The sequence below is a fragment of the Citrobacter sp. Awk 4 genome (assembly GCF_028069725.1).
Lineage (GTDB): Bacteria > Pseudomonadota > Gammaproteobacteria > Enterobacterales > Enterobacteriaceae > Citrobacter_D.
On sequence record NZ_JANEWG010000013.1, the window covers coordinates 50,623 to 71,267 of the forward strand.

The following is a 20,645-nucleotide window of genomic DNA, read 5'->3' on the forward strand; positions in this document are numbered from 1 at the left end:
TGCCCCAGTACACTTCCAAACACCTATGTCCAATCATAAAAGTATTTTGAACATTTGTCTTACTGCATCAGTCGGTTAAGAGACTGCTGCTGTTCCCAGAGAGCGAGGTAAGCCTGATACTTACGTTCAAAAAAGTCCTGCCTTGCGGGGTTTGCCTTAATCACCTCGCCGGCCGCCACCATTTCCAGGCATGCGGATGAGAAATCTGGCCAACTGCCGCTTGCCACAGCCCCGGTGATCGCCGCCCCCAGCGTTACCGCATCCTCCTCTTGCATAAGATGGATGTCGCAGCCCGTGGCATCCGCATATTCACGCAGCCACAGCGGATTGTGCGTTGCGCCGCCGCATAATGTCAGCCGGGAGATCGTATGTCCGCTTTCGCGCATGGCATCCATAATATGTCGCGTACCACAGGCGATAGCCTGTAGCGTGGCAAGGTACAAACGCGCTACCTGAAGTTCTCCTCTCTCCAGCGTCAGGCCGCAAATGCTCCCCCTGGCATCCGGGCGCGCACGCGGCGAACGGTTACCATGATGATCGGCCAGTACATGCAGATAGCGAGTCGGTTCATGTTCTTTCTCTTCCAGCGCCGCCACCCACTCATTGACCAATTCAACCGGATGGCATCCCCGCTGTTTAGCCTTGCTAAACAACTCCGCACTGGCTCCGCTTTCCTGTAGCGTCCAGTCAACCAACGCCCCCGCCGCACTTTGCCCTCCTTCCGTCAGCCAGTAGCCCGGTAGCATCGCCGACCAGTAAGGCCCCCACACGCCCGCCGTGTGGATCTCCTGCTCGCTGCATAACATGTGACAGTTTGACGTTCCGCTGATCAGCGCCAGCGTCCCCGCAGGCTGTCCCCCCGCGAGCGCAACGCCGCCAGCATGGGCATCAATCATTCCGCTGGCCACCACAACGTCTGTCGTCAAGCCTAATGCCTGTGCAGCGTCAGGACTCAGCGTTCCAGCGGCAGCGCCAGGCGGGAGAATATGCTCAGGGATTTTTCGGAATAAGTCGTTCAGTCCGACAGCTTCCAGCAGGGAATCGCTAAAACGCTGCTCATGCGCTAAGTAGTTCCATTTACAGGTCAGTGTGCACAGCCCGGCAACATCATTGCCAGTGGCTTTCCACACCAGGAAATCAGCCAGATCGAAGAAGCGATGGGCCTGCTGCCAGGTTTCTGGAAGATGGTTTTTCAACCAGAGCACCTTGGGCAGTTCCATTTCAACGCTAACTTCGCCGCCAACGTAACGCAGAGCAGGATCCTGGGTAGCATTAATGCGTTCGGCTTCTGCGGTTGCGCGGTGATCCATCCACATAATAATGTCGTGATCGGAGAGTCCTTCAGGCGAGACTGCCAACCCTTTTCCCTGCTCATCCAGCGCAACCAGAGAGCAGGTTGCATCGAATCCTAACGAGCGAATCGCGGTGACAGGAATGCCAGCACTGGCCACAGCCCCTTTGACGACCAGGCAAACCTGCTGCCAGATTTCAGCAGAAGATTGCTCCACCCGCTCACCACCAGGTCGAAATTGAGAAATAGGCAGCGTTGCAAAAGACAGTCGCGTTCCTCTGGCATCAAATACCCCTGCCCTTACGCTTGCCGAACCGACATCCACACCGAGGAAATATCCACTACGCATAATGACTCCCTGACGCTGGCTTAAAAAAGGGGGGCAAAAAGGTTGCCCCCACGGGATTACTTCTTACCAAATGGGTGTAATAACTTCTCAATTTCCGGCGTATTAATGTTCTGCGCATTAACGAATTTCACCGGAATATCGATTTCTTTCGGTACGGTTTGGCCAGACAGCGAAGCGTTCAGCGTTTTGATCCCCTGATAGCCAATCTGGAAAGCGTCCTGGACGACGAAGCCCTGAATGACGCCTGAGTTCAGGAAATTGATAATGGCCTCAGTGCTGTCAAAACCAATGACTTTGATTTTGCCTTTCAGATTTTGACTATCAATTGCGTTCGCCACGCCCAACGTTGACCCTTCATTGGTGCCGTAGATCCCCGCCAGATCCGGGTTCGCCTGGATCATATCAATGGTTTTATCCATCGCTTTTTGCGGATCGCCATCACTGTACTGAACCGGCAGCACCTTGATATCAGGGTATTTTTCCTTCATGCGGGCGACAAATCCTTCCGAACGTTCAATCGCCGAAGAGGTTCCCGCCACGTGAGCAATAATGCCGACTTTCCCTTTATTATTGACTTGTGCGGCCAGCGCATCTGCGGCTTCGGCACCCGCTTTACGGTTGTTTGTCGCCACAAAGCTGACCGGAATATTGGAATTGACGCCAGAATCAAACGTCACCACCTTGATCCCGCGCGAATTGGCGGTTTCCACAAGCGGAGCAAGCGCATTGGCGTCTAACGCTGCCAGCAGCAATCCGTTTGGTTTTTGCGCCATCGCATTTTCAACCAGCTGGATTTGTTCAGCAATCTGGGTTTCATCCGCAGGACCAACATAGCTGGTTTTATCGCCCAGCTCTTTAGCTGCAGCTTCTGTCCCCATTTTTACGGTTTGCCAGAATTCATGCTGGAAACCTTTACTGACGACAGGAAGATTCAAATCTTTAGCCAACGCGCTGGATGTCATGCAAGCCAGCAGAGATAACGCATAGACAAAATGCCTGGTTTTCATTGTGGTACTCCGTTTTAAGTGAGTCACCCTTAACGTCAGGGTCATTGTTCCCCGTAAGTTCCGGGAGCGTAAATCAACGAATCTTTTTGCGTAATGTGTCGAGATAGACGGCAGCGACCACCACGATACCCATCGCTACCATTTGCCAGAACTGTGAAACTCCCATCAGATTCAGGCCGTTTTTCAGCACACTCATAATGAATGCGCCAATAATCGTGCCGCCAATGGTGCCAATTCCGCCCATCAGGCTGGTACCACCAATGACGACTGCCGCGATGGCTTCCAGCTCATAACCCACACCAACCGTCGGCTGTCCTGAGTTCAGACGCGATGCCAGGATGACCCCCGCGATCCCTGTCAGCAAACCACAGAAGGCGTAGACGAAAATTTTGACACGCTGAACTTTGATCCCGGAAAGGTGAGCCGCCACTTCATTGCTGCCGACGGCGTAAACATAGCGGCCAATAACGGTTTTCTTCAGAATGTAGCTGGCCACCAGCGCCACGATGACGAGGTAAAACACCGGATAGGGAAGTACATCGAATAAGCGTCCCTGCGCCAGCATTTTGAATGAGGGGTAGTCAGCAAAGTAAATCGCGCGACCATCGGTCATGACCATATTGATCCCCCTGATGGACATCATCAGACCCAACGTCGCAATAAAGGGAGGGATGGTTGCTTTCGTCACCAGCAACGCATTGGCGTAACCGCACAGCCCTCCCGCCAGTACTCCCGCCAGAATGCAGACAGGCAGCGGCATACCAAAACTGGCGCAAATCCCGACGGCGACGCCGGAAAAAGCCACCACCGATCCCAGCGAAAGATCGATCCCGGCAGTAATAATCACAAAAGTAACGCCAATGGCCATAATCCCGATCACCGACGTTTGCAGAGCAATCGTCATAATGTTTTCGGTATTAAAGAAAAAAGGTGAACTGAAACTGAAAAACACCACTAAAATAATCAGGCTAAAAAGTGGCGCAAGGCGCATCAAAAGTTCTTTATTAATTTTTATCTTCTTATTATTGCTGTCTGAAGAGGTTACAGAGATGGTCATAATTTAATCCTCTAACGTCGCATATTGCATGATTTTTTCTTGTGTGGCGTCATCAGAAGTTAACTCCCCGGTAATACGTCCATTACGCATCACTAAAATGCGATCGCACATACCCAGTACTTCCGGTAATTCAGAGGAAATCATAATAATTGATTTCCCTTTTGCCACAAGGCGATTCATTAATTCATAAATTTCCAGTTTGGCACCGACATCAATACCTCGGGTAGGCTCATCAAAAATGAGAATATCGGTATCCTTACACACCCAACGAGCAATAATGATTTTCTGCTGATTGCCACCACTTAAATTCAAGGCCGCTTGTTCCAGATGCGGGGTCTTAATTCTTAGCGCACTGACCTGCTCCTGGCTTGTGGTCTGGCAGCGTTTGCTGTCCACGTTGCCATAGCGATCGGAATATTCAGGGTAATTTCCCAGCATGATATTGCGTTCAACGGACAAACCTAATGCCAGACCTTCTTTTTTGCGGTCTTCCGTCAAATAGCTAATTCCCTGTTTTATCGCATCCGGGATATCTTTAATTACCGTCACTTTACCGTTGAGTTTGAGAGTGCCGGCATCAATTGGGTCTGCGCCAAAAATGGCTCTGGCCAGTTCCGTACGCCCGGCGCCCATCAGACCGGCAAATCCTAAAATCTCGCCACGATAAAGCGTAAAATCGATATTATTCAGGACGCCTTTTCGCGTCAGACCGCTAACTTCCAGCACGGGCGTCTGGTGAACCTGCGCTTCACGACGCGGATAGATGTTCCCCAGATCGCGTCCAACCATCATCGCAATCAGGTCACTGATATTGACCGCATCATAGTCGACGGTATCAATGTATTGCCCATCACGCATCACGGTGGCGCGATCGGCAATCAGCGCCAGCTCCTCCAGTCGATGCGAAATGTAGACAATTCCCGTCCCCTGCGATTTAAGCAAGCGCGTCACCTGAAATAAACTTTCTATTTCTGTTTCCGTCAGTGCCGCCGTTGGTTCATCCATAATCAGGATTTTGGCATTTACCGAAATTGCTTTCGCAATTTCGACCATTTGCTGTTGTGCAACAGTAAGGTCGGCAACCAGAGTATCCGGTGAAATATTCAGGTTCAACTTTTGCAAAATTTCCGTCGCAGCCTGTCGCTGTTGTTTTTCATCCAGCCGCCAGCGATTATTTTTGCAAAACTCCCTGCCAATAAATATATTTTCTTCAACTGTCAGTTCGGGGAAGAGATTAAATTCCTGGTGAATAATTGTAATACCAACCTGCTGCGCACTTAGCGGGCTTGAAAATGAAACGGGCTGATCTTCAAAAACAATATTACCTTCATCAGGTTGGTAAACACCTGATAAGATTTTCATCAGCGTCGATTTTCCCGCACCATTCTCACCTAATAGCGCATGAACTTCGCCTCTGCGTAAACTAAAATCCACATTACTCAACGCCAATACGCCGGGGAATCGTTTAGTAATATGACTCATTTGTAAAAATGTTTCGGACATTGCTGCTTTCCTCAATCATCAGAAATGGCAGTCAGTGAATCAGGCGCAGAACATGCCAGAGAACCCTCGTCACCGTTAATGCGAATACGTCCAGTTAAAACACCTTGTTTTGCTAACTCGAGTTAGCGATTGCCTTTTAAAGCTATTTTAGCCGCCAAAAATAACCAAATTATTTGGTTTGAAATTGTGACGCCGAACAAGCAATTTATTATAAGGCAGTGATTATAAAGGATTTAACCCCATGTAATCACTATTATTTGTTTGACGGAGATCGAATTTTAACCACTTCTCGTGAAGCCACTCACATATCCACAATAAAAAAGTTGTGTAAAAAACGCCACAATACCTAAGCTAACTCGAGTTAGCAAAAATGAGAAATTCAGCCGACTGCTGAGGTGGGGTCCAAACGTCACCAGAGCAGAGCGCCATAAAGTGAGATGAGGAACCACGAATGAAGAAAATCAGCCTACCGAAAATTGGTATTCGCCCGGTCATTGATGGACGCCGTATGGGCGTTCGTGAATCGCTGGAAACGCAGACCATGAATATGGCGAAGGCCACCGCGGCCCTTCTTACCGAGAAGCTCCGCCACGCCTGCGGCACCCCCGTTGAGTGCGTGATTTCGGATACCTGTATTGCAGGTATGGCAGAATCTGCAGCCTGTGAAGAGAAATTCAGCAGTCAAAATGTTGGCTTAACCATTACCGTCACCCCGTGTTGGTGCTACGGCAGTGAAACAATCGACATGGATCCCACACGACCCAAAGCCATTTGGGGATTCAATGGTACGGAACGCCCGGGTGCCGTGTATCTCGCCGCCGCGCTGGCCGCCCACAGTCAAAAAGGACTCCCTGCGTTTTCCATTTACGGTCAGGACGTACAGGATGCCAATGACACCTCGATTCCGGCCGACGTTGAAGAAAAACTGCTGCGCTTCTCCAGAGCGGGTTTAGCGGTCGCCAGTATGAAAGGCAAAAGCTATCTCTCGCTGGGCGGGGTTTCAATGGGCATTGCGGGTTCCATCGTCGATCACAATTTCTTCGAATCCTGGCTGGGTATGAAAGTACAGTCCGTCGATATGACTGAATTGCGCCGCCGCATCGATCATAAAATTTATGACGAAACCGAGCTGGAAATGGCGCTGGCCTGGGCCGATCAGCACTTCCGCTACGGCGAAGATAAAAATGCCCAGCAGTATCAGCGCAATGCTGAACAAAACCGGGAGATCCTGCGCGAAAGCCTGCTGATGGCGATGTGTATTCGCGACATGATGCAGGGTAACAGCAAACTTGCGGAAATCGGTCGCGTAGAAGAATCATTGGGCTACAACGCCATTGCAGCGGGCTTCCAGGGACAGCGTCACTGGACCGATCAATACCCCAATGGCGATACTGCCGAAGCGCTGCTGAACAGCTCCTTTGACTGGAACGGTGTGCGCGAACCGTTTGTCGTGGCGACCGAAAACGACAGTCTGAACGGTGTGGCGATGCTGTTTGGGCATCAACTCACCGGCACGGCACAAGTGTTCGCCGATGTGCGCACCTACTGGTCACCGGAAGCCGTACAACGCGTGACGGGACAACCGCTGACCGGGCTGGCGGAACACGGCATCATCCACCTGATAAACTCAGGTTCTGCCGCCCTCGACGGCACGTGCAAACAGCGTGATAACGAAGGTAGACCGACCATGAAACCTCACTGGGATATCAGCCCCAAAGAGGCGGATGATTGTCTGGCCGCAACCGAGTGGTGCCCGGCGATCCACGAATATTTCCGTGGCGGCGGCTACTCTTCGCGTTTCCTGACCGAAGGTGGCGTGCCGTTCACCATGACGCGTGTAAACATCATCAAGGGTCTGGGTCCGGTACTGCAAATTGCCGAAGGCTGGAGCGTCGAGTTACCGAAAGAGGTTCATGACACCCTCGACAAACGTACCGACTCCAGTTGGCCAACGACCTGGTTCGCCCCACGTCTGACGGGACAAGGCCCCTTCACCGACGTCTATTCCGTGATGGCAAACTGGGGAGCAAACCACGGCGTGCTGACCATTGGTCACGTCGGGGCTGATTTTATTACTCTCGCCGCGATGCTGCGTATTCCGGTCTGCATGCACAACGTGGAAGCGGCGAAGATCTATCGCCCTTCTTCCTGGTCCGCGCACGGTATGGACATCGAAGGCCAGGATTACCGCGCCTGCCAGAACTACGGTCCGCTGTACAAGCGTTGATGTATCCCGCTCTCTAATTTCTTTGCCCGGTGGCGCAAGCTTGCCGGGCCTACAACAACGCATTTCTTCGTGATTTTGTAGGCCGGATAAGCGCAATGCCATCCGGCAAAGTTCCAGGAGTTTTTATGAAGCAAGAGGTTATTCTGGTTCTCGACTGCGGCGCAACCAACGTAAGGGCCATCGCCGTCGACCGCCAGGGAAACATTGTCGCCCGGGCCGCAACCCCCAATGCCAGCGAACTCGCCACGGAAAATACCGCCTGGCATCAGTGGTCGCTGGAGGCCATTTTGCAACGCTTTGCCGATTGCTGCCAAACGCTCTCGGTACAACTCTCGACATGCCAGATACGCGGCATTACGGTCACCACGTTTGGTGTCGATGGCGCGCTGGTTGATGAACACGGCACGCTGCTTTATCCGATCATCAGTTGGAAATGCCCGCGCACTGCCACAGTGATGAACACTATCCGCCGCATGATGACGCCACAGCGGTTGCAGGAAATTTCCGGGGTCGGCGCATTCAGCTTCAACACATTGTATAAGTTACTGTGGCTCAAAGAGAATCATCCTCACCTGCCTGAACAGGCTCATGCCTGGCTATTTATTTCATCCTTAATCAACCATCGTTTGACCGGTGAGTTCACCACCGACATCACCATGGCAGGAACCAGCCAGCTACTGGATATTCACCAGCGCGATTTCAGCCCAGAAATCCTGCAGGCTGCCGGTTTGCCACGCCGTCTGTTTCCGCGCTTAGTTGAAGCGGGAGAGAAAATCGGCACGCTACAGCCCGATATCGCTCGTCGTCTGGGAATACCGGCGGGTATTCCGGTTATCTCCGCCGGGCACGACACACAATTTGCCTTGTTTGGCGCGGGCGCCCAACAGGATGAACCCGTGCTGTCATCCGGAACATGGGAAATTCTGATGGTACGCAGCTCCCGGGTGGATACTCCGCTATTAAGTCAGTATCCCGGCTCTACCGCTGAACTGGACAGCCAGCGAGGCCTCACGAATCCGGGAATGCAGTGGCTGGCATCCGGGGTGCTGGAGTGGGTACGCAAACTACTGTGGAGCCCAGAGACGCCGTGGCAAACGCTGATTGATGAGGCGCGTGCCATCCCCGCAGGCGCCGACGGCGTGAAAATGCACAGCGATCTGCTGACCAACACGCAGGCGGGATGGCAAGGCGTCACGCTTACCAGCACCCGAGGGCACTTGTATCGTGCCGCGCTCGAATCATTAACGGCTCAACTCAGGCAAAACCTGCAAACGCTGGAAAAGATCGGCCAGTTCAAGGCGACAGAATTGCTGCTGGTGGGAGGAGGCAGCCGTAACGCGCTGTGGAATCAAATTAAAGCCGACACGCTTGGCATTCCGATCAAAGTACTGGATGACGCAGAAACCACCGTTGCTGGCGCGGCAATGTTTGCCTGGTTCGGCGTAGGTGAATTTGCCAGCCCGGAACAGGCCCGGGCGCAGGTGCGTTATCAGTACCGTTATTTTTATCCGCAAACCGAATCCGAATGCATTGAGGGAGTGTGAAATGCTGAAAACTATCTCGCCGTTAATTTCCCCTGAACTACTAAAAGTCATGGCGCAAATGGGCCACGGGGATGAAATTATTTTTTCTGACGCCCATTTCCCGGCTCACAGCCTGGGGCCGCAGGTAATACGTGCCGACGGCCTGATGGTCAGCGATCTGCTCAGGGCAATCATTCCACTGTTTGAACTGGATAGCTACGCGCCGCCGTTGGTGATGATGGCCGCCGTTGAGGGGGATTCGCTCGACCCGGAAGTAGAGTCCCGCTATCGTGATGCACTCTCATTGCAAGGCGTATGCCCTGACATTACCCGTATCGACCGCTTTGCATTCTACGAACGGGCGCAAAAAGCCTTTGCGATCGTGATAACCGGTGAACGGGCAAAGTACGGCAATATTCTTTTAAAGAAAGGCGTTACGCCGTAATCTTATCCCCAGGCAGGTGTACACGAATGAGGGAGTGCAAACATGAAAATGACACGCCAGCACGCGATCGTAGACCTGCTTATTCATCACCAGAGTCTGACCACCGGAGAGCTGGCTGTGCGGCTTAACGTCAGCCTGGAGACCATTCGACGCGACCTGAACGCGCTGCAATCGCAGGGAAAAGTACGACGTCACCACGGATGCGCCACCGTGATTCATCGGGAAAATCCGGACGGCGGCGCCCCCTTTCATCTTCGGCGGAAAAGTCACTATGCGCACAAAGCGGACATTGCCCGTGAAGCGCTGGCCTGGATAGAGGAAGGGATGGTGGTAGCCCTGGACGCCAGCTCGACGTGCTGGCATCTGGCCCGCCAGCTACCGGACATCAACCTGCAGGTGTTCACCAACAGCCACCCGATTTGCCTTGAATTAGGTAAGCGCGAACAGATCCAGCTCATCAGTTCTGGCGGCACGCTACAACGTAAACACGGCTGCTATGTCAATCCGTCGCTGCTCTCGCAGCTAAAACCACTCGACATTGATCTGTTTATTTTCTCCTGCGAAGGGATCGATAACAGTAGCGTGTTGTGGGATTCCAGCACGTTTAATGCAGATTTCAAATCAACGTTGCTCAAGCGTGCATCGCAATCGTTATTGCTGATCGATAAGAGTAAATTCAATCGCTCGGGAGAGGCGCGGATTGGACATCTGGATGATGTGACGCATATTGTGTCGGACACACGGCAGGTAGAGGCCGGATAACGCACCCGGCCTCCGGATGTTATCGCTCGTCGCGACGACCACCGACGGCAGCCCACAAACGACGCACGTGCACCGTCACTTCTTCACGGTCATGATAAAGCTGACGCGCCTGAATCTGTGCATTAATGTCGTGTTCGTCAAGCTGGGCCTGAATATACGCCAGATTCTGCGACACTTCTTCATAGCGCTTTTTCATCGGCAGCTTGAGGTTGAAGATCGTTTCACGACACCAGCCATTAACCAGCCACTGCGCCATCAGCGCAGCCACTTTTGCTGGCTTCTCCACCATATCGCAGACCATCCACGAGATGTTGTTGCGATTCGGGCGGTACTTAAATCCGTCTTCACGCAGCCAGGTCACCTGCCCGGTGTCCATCAGGCTTTGCGCCATCGGACCGTTATCAACGGAATAAACCCACATATTGCGCTTCACCAGTTGATAGGTCCAACCGCCAGGACAGGCACCTAAATCCACCGCATACATCCCATTTGCCAGACGCTCATCCCACTCATCTTCCGGAATAAAGACATGCAGCGCTTCTTCCAGCTTCAGCGTTGAACGGCTCGGCGCATCAGCCGGGAACTTCAGACGCGGGATGCCCATGTAAAACGGTGAGTTATTGTCAGGCCAGGAGTAGCCGGTGTAACAACATCCCGGTGCGATGAAGAAAACATGGACCACCGGACGTTTTGGCGTTTCATATTTTGCCAGTACGCCTGCTTCGCGCAGTGCTGCGCGCAGCGGTACGGTGAATTTGCGGCAAAACTTGACCAGCTCTTTGCTTTCGTTGGTGTCAGCCACTTCGACACGCAGGTCACCGCCTTTCTCCACGACGCCCTGCAACATACCGACAATCGGTGTAATGCGGTCTTCCGGCGGCAAATATTGCAGCAACTCACCGACGACAAACATTTGACGGGCAAAAATTAGCGAACTGAACGGCAGTTCTTTTACTAACTTTTCAGCATCATCCTGCTGGTAGCACTCAAAAATGACGTAACCCGCATTGTCTTTTACGCGAGCGAAACCAAACACTTCCCGACGAGTTGCTTTATCCGTGATCTCTGCGGCACACTCTTTTTCAAACCCCGGGCGACACAACAACACAACCTTATTCATGACTAACGCTCTTACGTTTCAAACGAATGGCGCCAATTAACATCAGCACCCAACCTGCCAGAAAACTTACGCCGCCGACAGGAGTAACAAACGCCCACAGGCGTAAATGGGACAGCGCCAGGCAGTAGAGGCTGCCGCTAAACAGCACGGTGCCTAATGCCAGAAAAACGCTGCTCCAGTAAAACCAGATACTGATGCGTCGCTGCATAGCAACGGCAAGACCAAAAATCGCCAGCGTGTGAAATGCCTGATATTCAAGGCCGGTCTGGATCCACCCCATTTCAACCACGCCAAGGGTCTTGCTCAGGACATGCGACCCAAAGGCACCCAGAGCAACAAAAATGAAGCCGCTAATGGCGGCGAAAATCAGCATAAAACGGCTGGTCATGGCAGTACCTACATAAATTATTGGTCGTAACGAAAGCGGAATTTTTCTTGTTCAGTGGCCGCTTTTGCCAGTATCCACTGACGAAAAGCAGCTATTTTACCCAGTTCTGCCTGACTGTCATGACAAACCAGATAAAAAGCATTTTTGCTGACCAGAACATCATTAAACGGACAAACAAGACGTCCGGCTTCAATTTCGGACTGCGCCATCACGTTATTGGCTAACGCGACCCCCTGTCCATGGATGGCAGCCTGCAGCACCATTGCGCTGTGGCTGAAGATAGGTCCCTGCTGCACATTTATATGATTCAACCCCAACTGGCGCGTATAGGTTTGCCAGTCACGCCGCGACGCATCATGCAGTAACGTATGCTGTGCCAGATCCTCCGGCGTCTTCAGCGGTTTGTCGCCGGTGAGTAGCAGGGGCGAACAGACGGGCAATAAATATTCTGCGTACAATTTTTCAACACGCAACCCCGGCCAGTTTCCACGCCCATAAAAAATCGCGACGTCCACATCGTCCGCCAGTTTATCTTCCTGACGATCTACGGCCTGGATTCTGACATCGATCCCCGGATAAGCTGAATTAAAGCTTGTGAGTCTGGGCACCAGCCATTGAATGGCAAAACTGGGCAATAAACTGACGGTTAAGGCCCCTTTTGCACTACGAGCCTGAAGTTTACGCGTCGCTTCAGTTAATTGCGAAAAAATCTCTTTGATGTCGAGGAAATAGCTTTGCCCTTCCTCCGTCAGCAAAAGCGATCGGTTGCGACGGCGAAACAGCTTAAGTCCCAAAAAATCCTCAAGAGACTTGATTTGGTGGCTTACTGCGGCCTGTGTCACAAAAAGCTCTTCTGCCGCGCGCGTGAAGCTTAAATGCCTTGCGGCGGCATCAAAAACACGTAATGCATTCAGGGGTGGTAATCGTTTTGACATGGCTTTTAAACTTTGATGTTAAAAGAATTTAACAATTAGGTAACGTTATGTAACCTATTAGTTTTTTTAATCTGAGCCATTATAATTTGTCCGTTGAGGTTCTACCAGCAAATACCTATAGTGGCGTCACTTCCTGAGCCGGAACGAAAAGTTTTATCGGAATGCGTGTTCTGGTGAACTTTTGGCTTACGGTTGTGATGTTGTGTTGTTGTGTTTGCAATTGGTCTGCGATTCAGACCACGGTAGCAAGGCTACCCTTTTTCACTTCCTGTACATTTACCCTGTCTGTCCATAGTGATTAATGTAGCACCGCCAAATTGCGGTGCTTTTTTTTGCCCATGACTGACCGGTTACTGATCCAGTTCGACCATCTCTTTTACGTCAGTACGATTTATCTGCTGTTTGTTGCCGTTAGCATCCTGGTACGAAATCATCCCTGTTTCATCATCCATCCTCGGTTTCCCTTCAGAGACAATGGTTCGCCCATCATTGGTGTGCATCACGTAATTGGAACCGGAGCAGGCGCTGAGGGCAAACGTCAGCATACAGGCAGAGATAATGGCGGCTGTCTTATTCATCTTCTTCTCCTTGCAGCGATTTATGCTATCTAAATAAATTTTCAAAACAGGCAAAAGCATTTTCCCAACACTATTTAGCATAAGCCACTGGTCGGATTTCACATGGATAAGCAGACGATTCCGAGGGGGAGGACAAACCTTGTATCAGGGCTCTTTTTGCGCCACGATCTGTTGACTGAACAGAGGAATTCCATGAACGCTTTTAATCCCGCGCAGTTTCGTGCGCAGTTTCCCGCACTCGTTGATGCCGGTGTCTATCTCGACAGCGCCGCCACGGCCCTCAAACCGCAGGCGGTTATCGACGCCACGCATCAGTTTTACAGTCTGAGCGCCGGAAACGTCCATCGTAGCCAGTTTGCCGAAGCCCAGCGCCTGACCGCACGTTACGAGGCAGCCAGAGAAAAAGTCGCACGCCTGGTAAATGCGCCCGACGACAAAACAATCGTCTGGACCCGCGGCACCACCGAAGCGATCAACATGGTGGCGCAAAGCTATGCCCGCCCTCGCCTGCAACCGGGTGATGAAATTATTGTGAGCGCGGCCGAGCACCATGCCAATCTCGTGCCCTGGCTGATGGTGGCGGAGCAGACGGGCGCAAAAGTCGTCAAACTGCCGCTCAATGCGCATTTTATTCCCGATGTTGAGCGTCTGTCCGACCTGATTACCCCACGCAGCCGCATTCTGGCGCTGGGACAAATGTCCAATGTGACGGGCGGATGCCCGGATTTGGCCCGCGCAATCGCGCTGGCGCATGCTGCCGGGATGATCGTAATGGTCGATGGCGCGCAAGGGGCAGTGCATTTTCCTGTCGACGTACAGCAGCTCGACATCGATTTCTACGCCTTCTCTGCTCACAAACTGTATGGCCCAACCGGCATTGGCGTGCTCTACGGTAAACCAGAACTGCTGGACGCGATGTCACCCTGGCTCGGCGGCGGCAAAATGATCAGTGAAGTCAGCTTCGAGGGATTTACCACGCAATCCGCGCCGTGGAAGCTCGAGGCCGGTACGCCAAACGTTGCAGGGGTGATTGGCCTGAGCGCCGCGCTGGAATGGCTTTCTGAGTTCGATATCGTGCAGGCCGAAAGCTGGAGTCGTGGGCTGGCCACACTGGCGGAAGACGCGCTGGCGACACGTCCGGGGTTTCGTTCGTTCCGCTGCCAGGACTCCAGCCTGCTGGCCTTCGACTTTGCCGGAGTACACCACATCGATATGGTGACGTTACTGGCAGAATATGGCATCGCGCTGCGTGCCGGGCAGCACTGCGCTCAACCGTTGTTGGCGGAAATGGGCGTCACCGGGACTTTGCGCGCCTCTTTTGCGCCGTATAATACAAAGAGCGATGTCGATGCGTTGGTCAATGCGATTGACCGCGCGCTGGAAATACTGGTGGATTAATGACAAACCCTCTGTTCGCTGGACACCCGTTTGGCACAACTGTAACCGAAGAGACGTTACGTAATACGTTCACCCCACTGACACAGTGGGAGGATAAATATCGCCAGCTTATCCTGCTGGGTAAGCAGCTTCCCGCGTTACCAGAAGCGTTAAAAGCGCAGGCAAAAGAGATTGCCGGATGTGAAAACCGCGTCTGGTTGGGGCATACCCTGTCGGCCAATGGCACCCTGCACTTTTTTGGCGACAGTGAAGGTCGCATCGTGCGTGGCCTGTTGGCCGTATTGCTGACCGCAGTGGAAGGCAAAACGGCGGCGGAAATTTTGGCCCGCTCGCCGCTGACGTTGTTTGATGAGTTAGGCCTGAAAGCGCAACTCAGCGCATCGCGTAGCCAGGGGCTGAATGCACTTAGCGAGGCTGTTGTGGAAGCGGCCCGCAACCTGTGAGGGTTGTTGTGCCGGATGGCGGCGCTATCGCGCCCTATCCGGCCTTCACAGCCGTACGAACAGTAGATCGGATAAGCGTAGCGCCATCCGACGCCATCAAGACTGGCGCGCCGCTTTCGCCATCATTTTCTTCAGGGCGTGGGAAACGGCGACAAAACCGAAAGTGGCGGTCACCATGGTCGCCGCACCGAATCCAGAAGCGCAGTCCATGCGTTTTGGCCCTTCCGCCGTCGCTTTCATTGCGCAGACAGAGCCGTCAGACTGTGGATACACCAGCGCTTCGGTTGAGAACACGCAGTCAACGCCCAACTTACCTTTGCTGTTTTTCACCACGCCAAAATCACTTTTCAACCGCTCGCGCAGTTTTGCCGCCAGCGGATCCTGAATGGTTTTCGCTAAATCGACGACCTGAATCTGCGTGGGGTCGATTTGCCCTCCCGCTCCGCCGGTGGTGACCAGCGGAATTTTATTGCGGCGACAATACGCAATCAGCGCCGCTTTCGGTCGCACGCTGTCAATCGCGTCGATCACATAGGAAAACCCTGCATTCATATACTCAGCAACGTTATCCGGCGTCACGAAATCATCAATAACGTTCACCCGGCATTCCGGGTTAATCAGCCGGATACGATCTGCCATCACTTCCGCTTTCGCCAGTCCAACGTTATCGCGCAGGGCATGAATTTGACGATTCGTATTGGTGACGCAAACGTCATCCATATCAATAAGCGTGATCGCGCCAATTCCGGTTCGCGCCAGCGCTTCTGCCGCCCACGAACCCACTCCACCGATCCCAACCACACAGATATGCGCGTCGGCAAACAGCTGCAGCGCTTTTTCACCATACAGGCGCGCGGTGCCGCCAAAACGCTGACGCCAGGCATCACTTATCACAACAGACATACAACCTCAGAATTAAAAAGGGTGAGATATCCTCACCCTGTCTTATCCGTAGAAATGGTGTTCAGAATACCATAATCAGCCGCTAAACACGTTACCTGCGCCAGGCGCGCTCTTCAGCACCCAGACACGACCATAGTGATTATACCAGCCTGCACGGTGTCCGGCGTCCGCGCCAATGCCCTGGTAAATGTCAAAGTGCTGGCCTTTAATTGCGCCGCCGACGTCCAGCGCCACCATCAGGCGCAGTTCATACTGGCCAGTAAACTTACCGTCATTATCCAGCAGCGGCACTTCCGCCAGCAGCGTGGTGCCCGGTGGAATAATGCTACGATCAGAAGCCACAGAGGCGCGACCAATCAACGGTACCGCGCTGGCCCCTTTCACCGGTGCATAAGATTGCGGTTTAAAGAAGACAAATGAAGGGTTCTGCTCCAGCAGCTCGCGCACTTCGGCTTCGCTGTGCGTTTCACCCCAATGGCGAATCGCCTGCATCGACATATCTTCTTTCTTTACTTCACCGCGGTCGATCAGCACTTTACCGATACTGCGGTAAGCATGGCCGTTTTTCCCGGAATAGCTGAAGAAGTTGAGCGGGCTGCCGTCGCCAAAATCAATATAGCCGCTGCCCTGTACATCCATGATGAAGTTATCCATCAACGAATTACTGTAAGCCAGAATGTAGCTGTCGCTCAGAGCGCCGGAGTAGATCTCCGCGCGGGACGGCAGGCGTCCGCGTTTTGGCGGCATCCGGTAAATCGGGTACTGGAACTCTCCCTGACGTGTATGGCGCGCCTGGATCACCGGCGTGTAATAGCCGGTAAACTGTACGTTGCCGTAGTTATCCGCGCCTTCCATCTGCCAGGCATCAATGCCGAACTGACGCATACTGCGCGTATCACCGCCAGCACGCAGCCACTCCTGAACAGCGCTATAAACGTTGCTCTGATTACCATATAAACGCGGTGATGCACTGCGAATCTGATTCACCTGCTCGGCAAAATCGCCTGCGTTAATCGGTGCGCCTACCGCATCAGGCTGGTTCACCAGTGAGAAAGGCTGGGTAAACTTCCCGTCTTTATACTGCTGTCCGCGATCGGTGGGTTTAGAGGAACACGCAGCAAGCATCGCCACGACGGCTCCGGTGAGAAGATATTTTGCCCAACGTCCTTTCATTGTTCTCGTCTTTAAGTTGCCAATAATGCGAGATGAAGATAACAAACCCCCGGACCTAATGAAATGCGCATACCGCCCTTGTCGCAAATTTTGTGCAAAAAACGAGCCGACCGGAACTATTTTTAACCACACTCGTACCAAATTTATGATCTGGTTAAAAAAAGGGTTGCATGAAAATGTTAGCAGAGTATAGTGCGCATCCACGGACGCGGGGTGGAGCAGCCTGGTAGCTCGTCGGGCTCATAACCCGAAGGTCGTCGGTTCAAATCCGGCCCCCGCAACCAATACAATGTGAAGAAAAGGTTACTTGATAGCAGAGTAACAGACGGACGCGGGGTGGAGCAGCCTGGTAGCTCGTCGGGCTCATAACCCGAAGGTCGTCGGTTCAAATCCGGCCCCCGCAACCAACACATTGTGAAGAAGAAGTTACTCGATGGAAGAGTAAAAGACGGACGCGGGGTGGAGCAGCCTGGTAGCTCGTCGGGCTCATAACCCGAAGGTCGTCGGTTCAAATCCGGCCCCCGCAACCAACAACATTAAGCACCCTGACGGGTGTTTTTTTGTTTCTGGCGTCGGCAAAAACATCTATAAAAAAAGCGCTTTTCAGCGCTTTTTTATTATCCCCTTCTCGCCAGCGTTGCCCCATCGGCGAAGTAAGCTTTGATTCCCGCCAGTATCGACTCCGCCACTTCCTGCTGGAACGTCGCGGTTTTGAGCTTCCGCTCTTCTTCAACGTTACTGATAAAGGCGGTTTCAACCAGGATCGAGGGGATATCTGGCGCTTTCAACACGGCAAACCCTGCCTGCTCAACCTGATTCTTGTGCAGGTTGTTGATCTGGCCAAGTTTTTTCAGCACCGCTTTCCCGAACTTCAGGCTGTCGGCAATGGTCAACGATTGCACCATGTCAAACATCGTATGATCGACGTAGCGGTCGCCGCTTTTACTGACCCCGCCGACCAAATCCGAGGCGTTCTGGGTTTGCGCCAGGTATTTTGCAGCCGTACTGGTTGCGCCTTTAGTAGAAAGGGCAAACACCGACGACCCGCTGGGCTGTCGACTGGTGAAAGCATCCGCGTGAATTGAAACAAAAAGGTCGGCGCGCTGTTTTTGGGCTTTCGCTACGCGCACTTTCAGCGGAATGAAGATATCTTCGTTTCGCGTCATATAGACCTTCATGTTGCCCTCTTTCTCGATCAACGCCCGCAGGCGACGGGCGATCTGCAACACCACATCTTTTTCACGCGTCTTGTATTTCCCCACAGCACCTGAGTCTTCGCCACCGTGCCCTGGATCGAGCATGATCACAATCGGACGATCGCGCCCCGCTTTACCCGGCTGTGGACCGCTCTGCGCAGGCGGGACCTGTTTCTCCAGATCGCCTTTGTTGTAATCTTCAAGCAACGCCAGCAGCGGATCCTGCATGTCCTGCGCATTGGCAGGATAGAGATCCATCACCAGACGTTCTTTAAAGCCCGCCACTGGCGCGAGGGCAAACAGCTGCGGCTTCACGTTTTGCTTCAGTTCAAACACCATGCGCACCGTCTGCGGGTCAAACTGCCCTACTCTTGCCGATTTGATGTAGGGGTCATCCGGGCGGATCTGGGTTCCGATGCCTTTGAGTACGGAATTCAGATTCACACCTTCAATATCCACCACGACGCGCTCAGGATTACTCAGGGCAAATTGCTTGTATTTCAACTCGCGGTTCGATTCCACCGTCACACGGGTGTAACTGGATGCTGGCCAAATACGAACCGCAACGACCTGACTGACCGCAGCCAGACCGACCTGGCTTACGCTCAATAGCCACATGGCGCCCGCCCCTTGCAGTAATCGACGGCGGCTGATTGCTGGATTGGATCCCGACATGCTTCTCCCGAGCAAAACAAATCTAACGGTGCTGATTTACAAAACATCTGAATTGACCGGAAACTTTAGCGAATGACGCATAATCTGTCATCTATAAAACAGTAAACTTTCTTTTTATATTCACGGTATTACTGATAAATACCTTCGACAACAGGCAAAATTGCACTTGCGCCCGGAGAAAAAACAGAATAAAAATACACTTAATACGAATAATCATGCAATGAGGGTGTGCCGTGGTGAAGGAACGTAGAACCGAACTGGTACAGGGATTCCGCCATTCTGTTCCCTATATCAATACCCATCGGGGGAAAACGTTTGTCATTATGCTGGGCGGCGAAGCCATCGAGCATGAGAATTTCTCCAGTATCGTCAATGACATCGGGCTTCTGCACAGCCTCGGCATTCGTCTGGTGGTCGTGTATGGCGCACGTCCACAAATCGACGCGAACTTGGCCGCACACCATCATGAGCCGGTGTACCACAAAAATACGCGTGTAACGGACGCCAAAACTCTGGAGCTGGTCAAGCAGGCGGCTGGCACATTACAGCTGGATATCACCGCCCGTTTGTCGATGAGCCTCAATAACACGCCTCTACAGGGCGCGCACATCAACGTGGTCAGCGGCAACTTTATCATCGCACAGCCACTGGGCGTTGATGATGGCGTCGATTACTGCCACAGCGGACGTATCCGTCGTATTGATGAAGAGGCGATTCACCGCCAGCTCGACAACGGCGCGATTGTCCTGATGGGACCGGTCGCCGTCTCTGTCACCGGTGAAAGTTTTAACCTGACCTCAGAAGAGATCGCCACCCAGCTCGCCATCAAACTGAAGGCAGAGAAAATGATTGGCTTCTGCTCCTCACAAGGGGTTACCAACGACGATGGCGACATTGTTTCTGAATTGTTCCCAAATGAAGCGCAGGCCCGCGTTGAGGCACAGGAAGAGAAAGAGGATTACAACTCCGGAACCGTGCGTTTCCTGCGTGGTGCGGTGAAAGCCTGTCGCAGCGGCGTACGTCGCTGCCATTTGATCAGCTATCAGGAAGATGGCGCGCTGTTACAGGAATTGTTCTCGCGTGACGGTATTGGCACGCAAATCGTGATGGAAAGCGCCGAGCAGATCCGCCGCGCCACCATCAATGATATTGGCGGAATTCTCGAGCTTATCCGCCCGCTGGAACAACAAGGCATTCTGGTGCGCCGTTCCCGCGAACAGCTGGAGATGGAGATCGACAAATTCACCATTATTCAGCGTGATAACCTGACCATCGCCTGCGCGGCGTTGTATCCCTTCCCGGAAGAGAAGATCGGGGAAATGGCCTGCGTGGCGGTGCATCCGGATTATCGCAGTTCATCGCGAGGAGAAGTCCTGTTGGAGCGGATCGCCGCGCAGGCCAGACAAATCGGGCTCAGCAAGCTGTTTGTGCTGACCACGCGGAGCATTCACTGGTTTCAGGAGCGTGGCTTTACGCCGGTCGATATCGACCTGCTCCCCGAAAGCAAAAAAGAGATGTACAACTATCAGCGCCGTTCAAAAGTGTTGATGGCGGATTTAGCATAGCGGCTTAATACGTTGCCGGTCTGATAAAACGATTTCGCGCCGCCATCTGGTACATTGCCGGATGGCGCTAACGCTTATCCGGCCTACAGTACGAGTCTGATCAAACA

Annotated in this window: 18 protein-coding genes and 3 tRNA genes; 10 read left to right on the forward strand and 11 right to left on the reverse strand. The window is 52.8% G+C overall.

From position 1 onward, the window contains the following. Positions 1-59 precede the first annotated feature (59 nt). The 4 genes from NNO04_RS07750 to NNO04_RS07765 form a co-directional block, all read right to left on the reverse strand. Entirely contained in the window at positions 60-1,640 is a 1,581-nt protein-coding gene (locus NNO04_RS07750) for an FGGY-family carbohydrate kinase (protein ID WP_271444169.1), read from the reverse strand. A 56-nt stretch (positions 1,641-1,696) separates the two neighbouring features. Beyond that, a complete protein-coding gene (locus tag NNO04_RS07755) occupies positions 1,697-2,647 on the reverse strand; it encodes an ABC transporter substrate-binding protein (RefSeq protein WP_271444170.1) in 951 nt (316 codons plus the stop codon). A gap of 73 nt (positions 2,648-2,720) precedes the next feature. Then, on the reverse strand, positions 2,721-3,704 hold the full coding sequence (locus NNO04_RS07760) for an ABC transporter permease (RefSeq protein ID WP_271444171.1): 984 nt from the start codon (positions 3,702-3,704) through the stop codon (positions 2,721-2,723). A 3-nt stretch (positions 3,705-3,707) separates the two neighbouring features. Further along, entirely contained in the window at positions 3,708-5,207 is a 1,500-nt protein-coding gene (locus tag NNO04_RS07765; protein ID WP_271444172.1) for a sugar ABC transporter ATP-binding protein, read from the reverse strand. Between the two features lie 451 nt (positions 5,208-5,658). Between NNO04_RS07765 and fucI the strand changes: the two genes are divergently transcribed. The 4 genes from fucI (at position 5,659) to fucR (ending at position 10,164) form a co-directional block, all read left to right on the forward strand. Further along, entirely contained in the window at positions 5,659-7,434 is a 1,776-nt protein-coding gene (gene fucI, locus NNO04_RS07770; protein ID WP_271444173.1) for an L-fucose isomerase, read from the forward strand. Between the two features lie 125 nt (positions 7,435-7,559). Beyond that, complete coding sequence (gene fucK, locus NNO04_RS07775) at positions 7,560-8,978, forward strand: L-fuculokinase (RefSeq protein WP_271444174.1); 1,419 nt, start codon at positions 7,560-7,562, stop codon at positions 8,976-8,978. A gap of 1 nt (position 8,979) precedes the next feature. Beyond that, complete coding sequence (gene fucU, locus NNO04_RS07780) at positions 8,980-9,402, forward strand: L-fucose mutarotase (protein ID WP_271444175.1); 423 nt, start codon at positions 8,980-8,982, stop codon at positions 9,400-9,402. A gap of 42 nt (positions 9,403-9,444) precedes the next feature. Further along, the gene (fucR, locus tag NNO04_RS07785; protein ID WP_271444176.1) at positions 9,445-10,164 is read left to right on the forward strand and encodes an L-fucose operon activator; all 720 of its coding nucleotides are present in this window, start codon (positions 9,445-9,447) and stop codon (positions 10,162-10,164) included. Positions 10,165-10,183: 19 nt separating this feature from the next. Here the strand turns inward: fucR and rlmM are convergent, their stop codons facing one another. The 4 genes from rlmM to NNO04_RS07805 all read right to left on the reverse strand — a co-directional run bounded on the left by rlmM (position 10,184) and on the right by NNO04_RS07805 (position 13,185). Next, on the reverse strand, positions 10,184-11,284 hold the full coding sequence (rlmM, locus tag NNO04_RS07790; protein WP_271444177.1) for a 23S rRNA (cytidine(2498)-2'-O)-methyltransferase RlmM: 1,101 nt from the start codon (positions 11,282-11,284) through the stop codon (positions 10,184-10,186). After that, entirely contained in the window at positions 11,277-11,672 is a 396-nt protein-coding gene (locus tag NNO04_RS07795; RefSeq protein WP_162381473.1) for a DUF423 domain-containing protein, read from the reverse strand. The genes rlmM and NNO04_RS07795 overlap by 8 nt, the downstream gene beginning before the upstream one ends. 17 nt (positions 11,673-11,689) lie before the next feature. Then, on the reverse strand, positions 11,690-12,607 hold the full coding sequence (gcvA, locus tag NNO04_RS07800; protein ID WP_162381471.1) for a glycine cleavage system transcriptional regulator GcvA: 918 nt from the start codon (positions 12,605-12,607) through the stop codon (positions 11,690-11,692). Positions 12,608-12,957: 350 nt separating this feature from the next. Continuing rightward, positions 12,958-13,185 carry a YgdI/YgdR family lipoprotein gene (locus tag NNO04_RS07805; RefSeq protein WP_271444178.1) on the reverse strand — a complete coding sequence of 76 codons (228 nt, stop codon included), beginning with the start codon at positions 13,183-13,185 and terminating at the stop codon, positions 12,958-12,960. 192 nt (positions 13,186-13,377) lie between these two features. Between NNO04_RS07805 and csdA the strand changes: the two genes are divergently transcribed. Both csdA and csdE read left to right on the forward strand, forming a co-directional pair. Next, complete coding sequence (gene csdA / locus NNO04_RS07810; protein WP_271444179.1) at positions 13,378-14,583, forward strand: cysteine desulfurase CsdA; 1,206 nt, start codon at positions 13,378-13,380, stop codon at positions 14,581-14,583. Next, entirely contained in the window at positions 14,583-15,026 is a 444-nt protein-coding gene (gene csdE, locus NNO04_RS07815) for a cysteine desulfurase sulfur acceptor subunit CsdE (RefSeq protein ID WP_271444180.1), read from the forward strand. Before csdA ends, csdE begins: the two co-directional genes overlap by 1 nt. 96 nt (positions 15,027-15,122) lie before the next feature. Here the strand turns inward: csdE and tcdA are convergent, their stop codons facing one another. Next, positions 15,123-15,929, reverse strand: a complete 807-nt coding sequence (gene tcdA / locus NNO04_RS07820) for a tRNA cyclic N6-threonylcarbamoyladenosine(37) synthase TcdA (protein ID WP_271444181.1) — start codon at positions 15,927-15,929, stop codon at positions 15,123-15,125. Positions 15,930-16,004: 75 nt separating this feature from the next. Continuing rightward, on the reverse strand, positions 16,005-17,102 hold the full coding sequence (gene mltA / locus NNO04_RS07825; protein ID WP_192613318.1) for a murein transglycosylase A: 1,098 nt from the start codon (positions 17,100-17,102) through the stop codon (positions 16,005-16,007). A gap of 207 nt (positions 17,103-17,309) precedes the next feature. Between mltA and NNO04_RS07830 the strand changes: the two genes are divergently transcribed. From NNO04_RS07830 to NNO04_RS07840, 3 genes are all read left to right on the forward strand, one after another. Then, positions 17,310-17,386: transfer RNA gene (locus tag NNO04_RS07830), tRNA-Met, on the forward strand. Between the two features lie 46 nt (positions 17,387-17,432). Beyond that, a tRNA-Met gene (locus tag NNO04_RS07835) sits at positions 17,433-17,509 on the forward strand. 46 nt (positions 17,510-17,555) lie between these two features. Next, positions 17,556-17,632, forward strand: a tRNA-Met gene (locus tag NNO04_RS07840). 87 nt (positions 17,633-17,719) lie between these two features. On the opposite strand, the gene amiC is transcribed toward NNO04_RS07840, so the two are convergent. Next, positions 17,720-18,973 carry an N-acetylmuramoyl-L-alanine amidase AmiC gene (gene amiC / locus NNO04_RS07845; RefSeq protein ID WP_271444182.1) on the reverse strand — a complete coding sequence of 418 codons (1,254 nt, stop codon included), beginning with the start codon at positions 18,971-18,973 and terminating at the stop codon, positions 17,720-17,722. 233 nt (positions 18,974-19,206) lie between these two features. Between amiC and argA the strand changes: the two genes are divergently transcribed. Further along, the gene (gene argA / locus NNO04_RS07850) at positions 19,207-20,538 is read left to right on the forward strand and encodes an amino-acid N-acetyltransferase (protein WP_271444183.1); all 1,332 of its coding nucleotides are present in this window, start codon (positions 19,207-19,209) and stop codon (positions 20,536-20,538) included. Positions 20,539-20,645 lie beyond the last annotated feature (107 nt).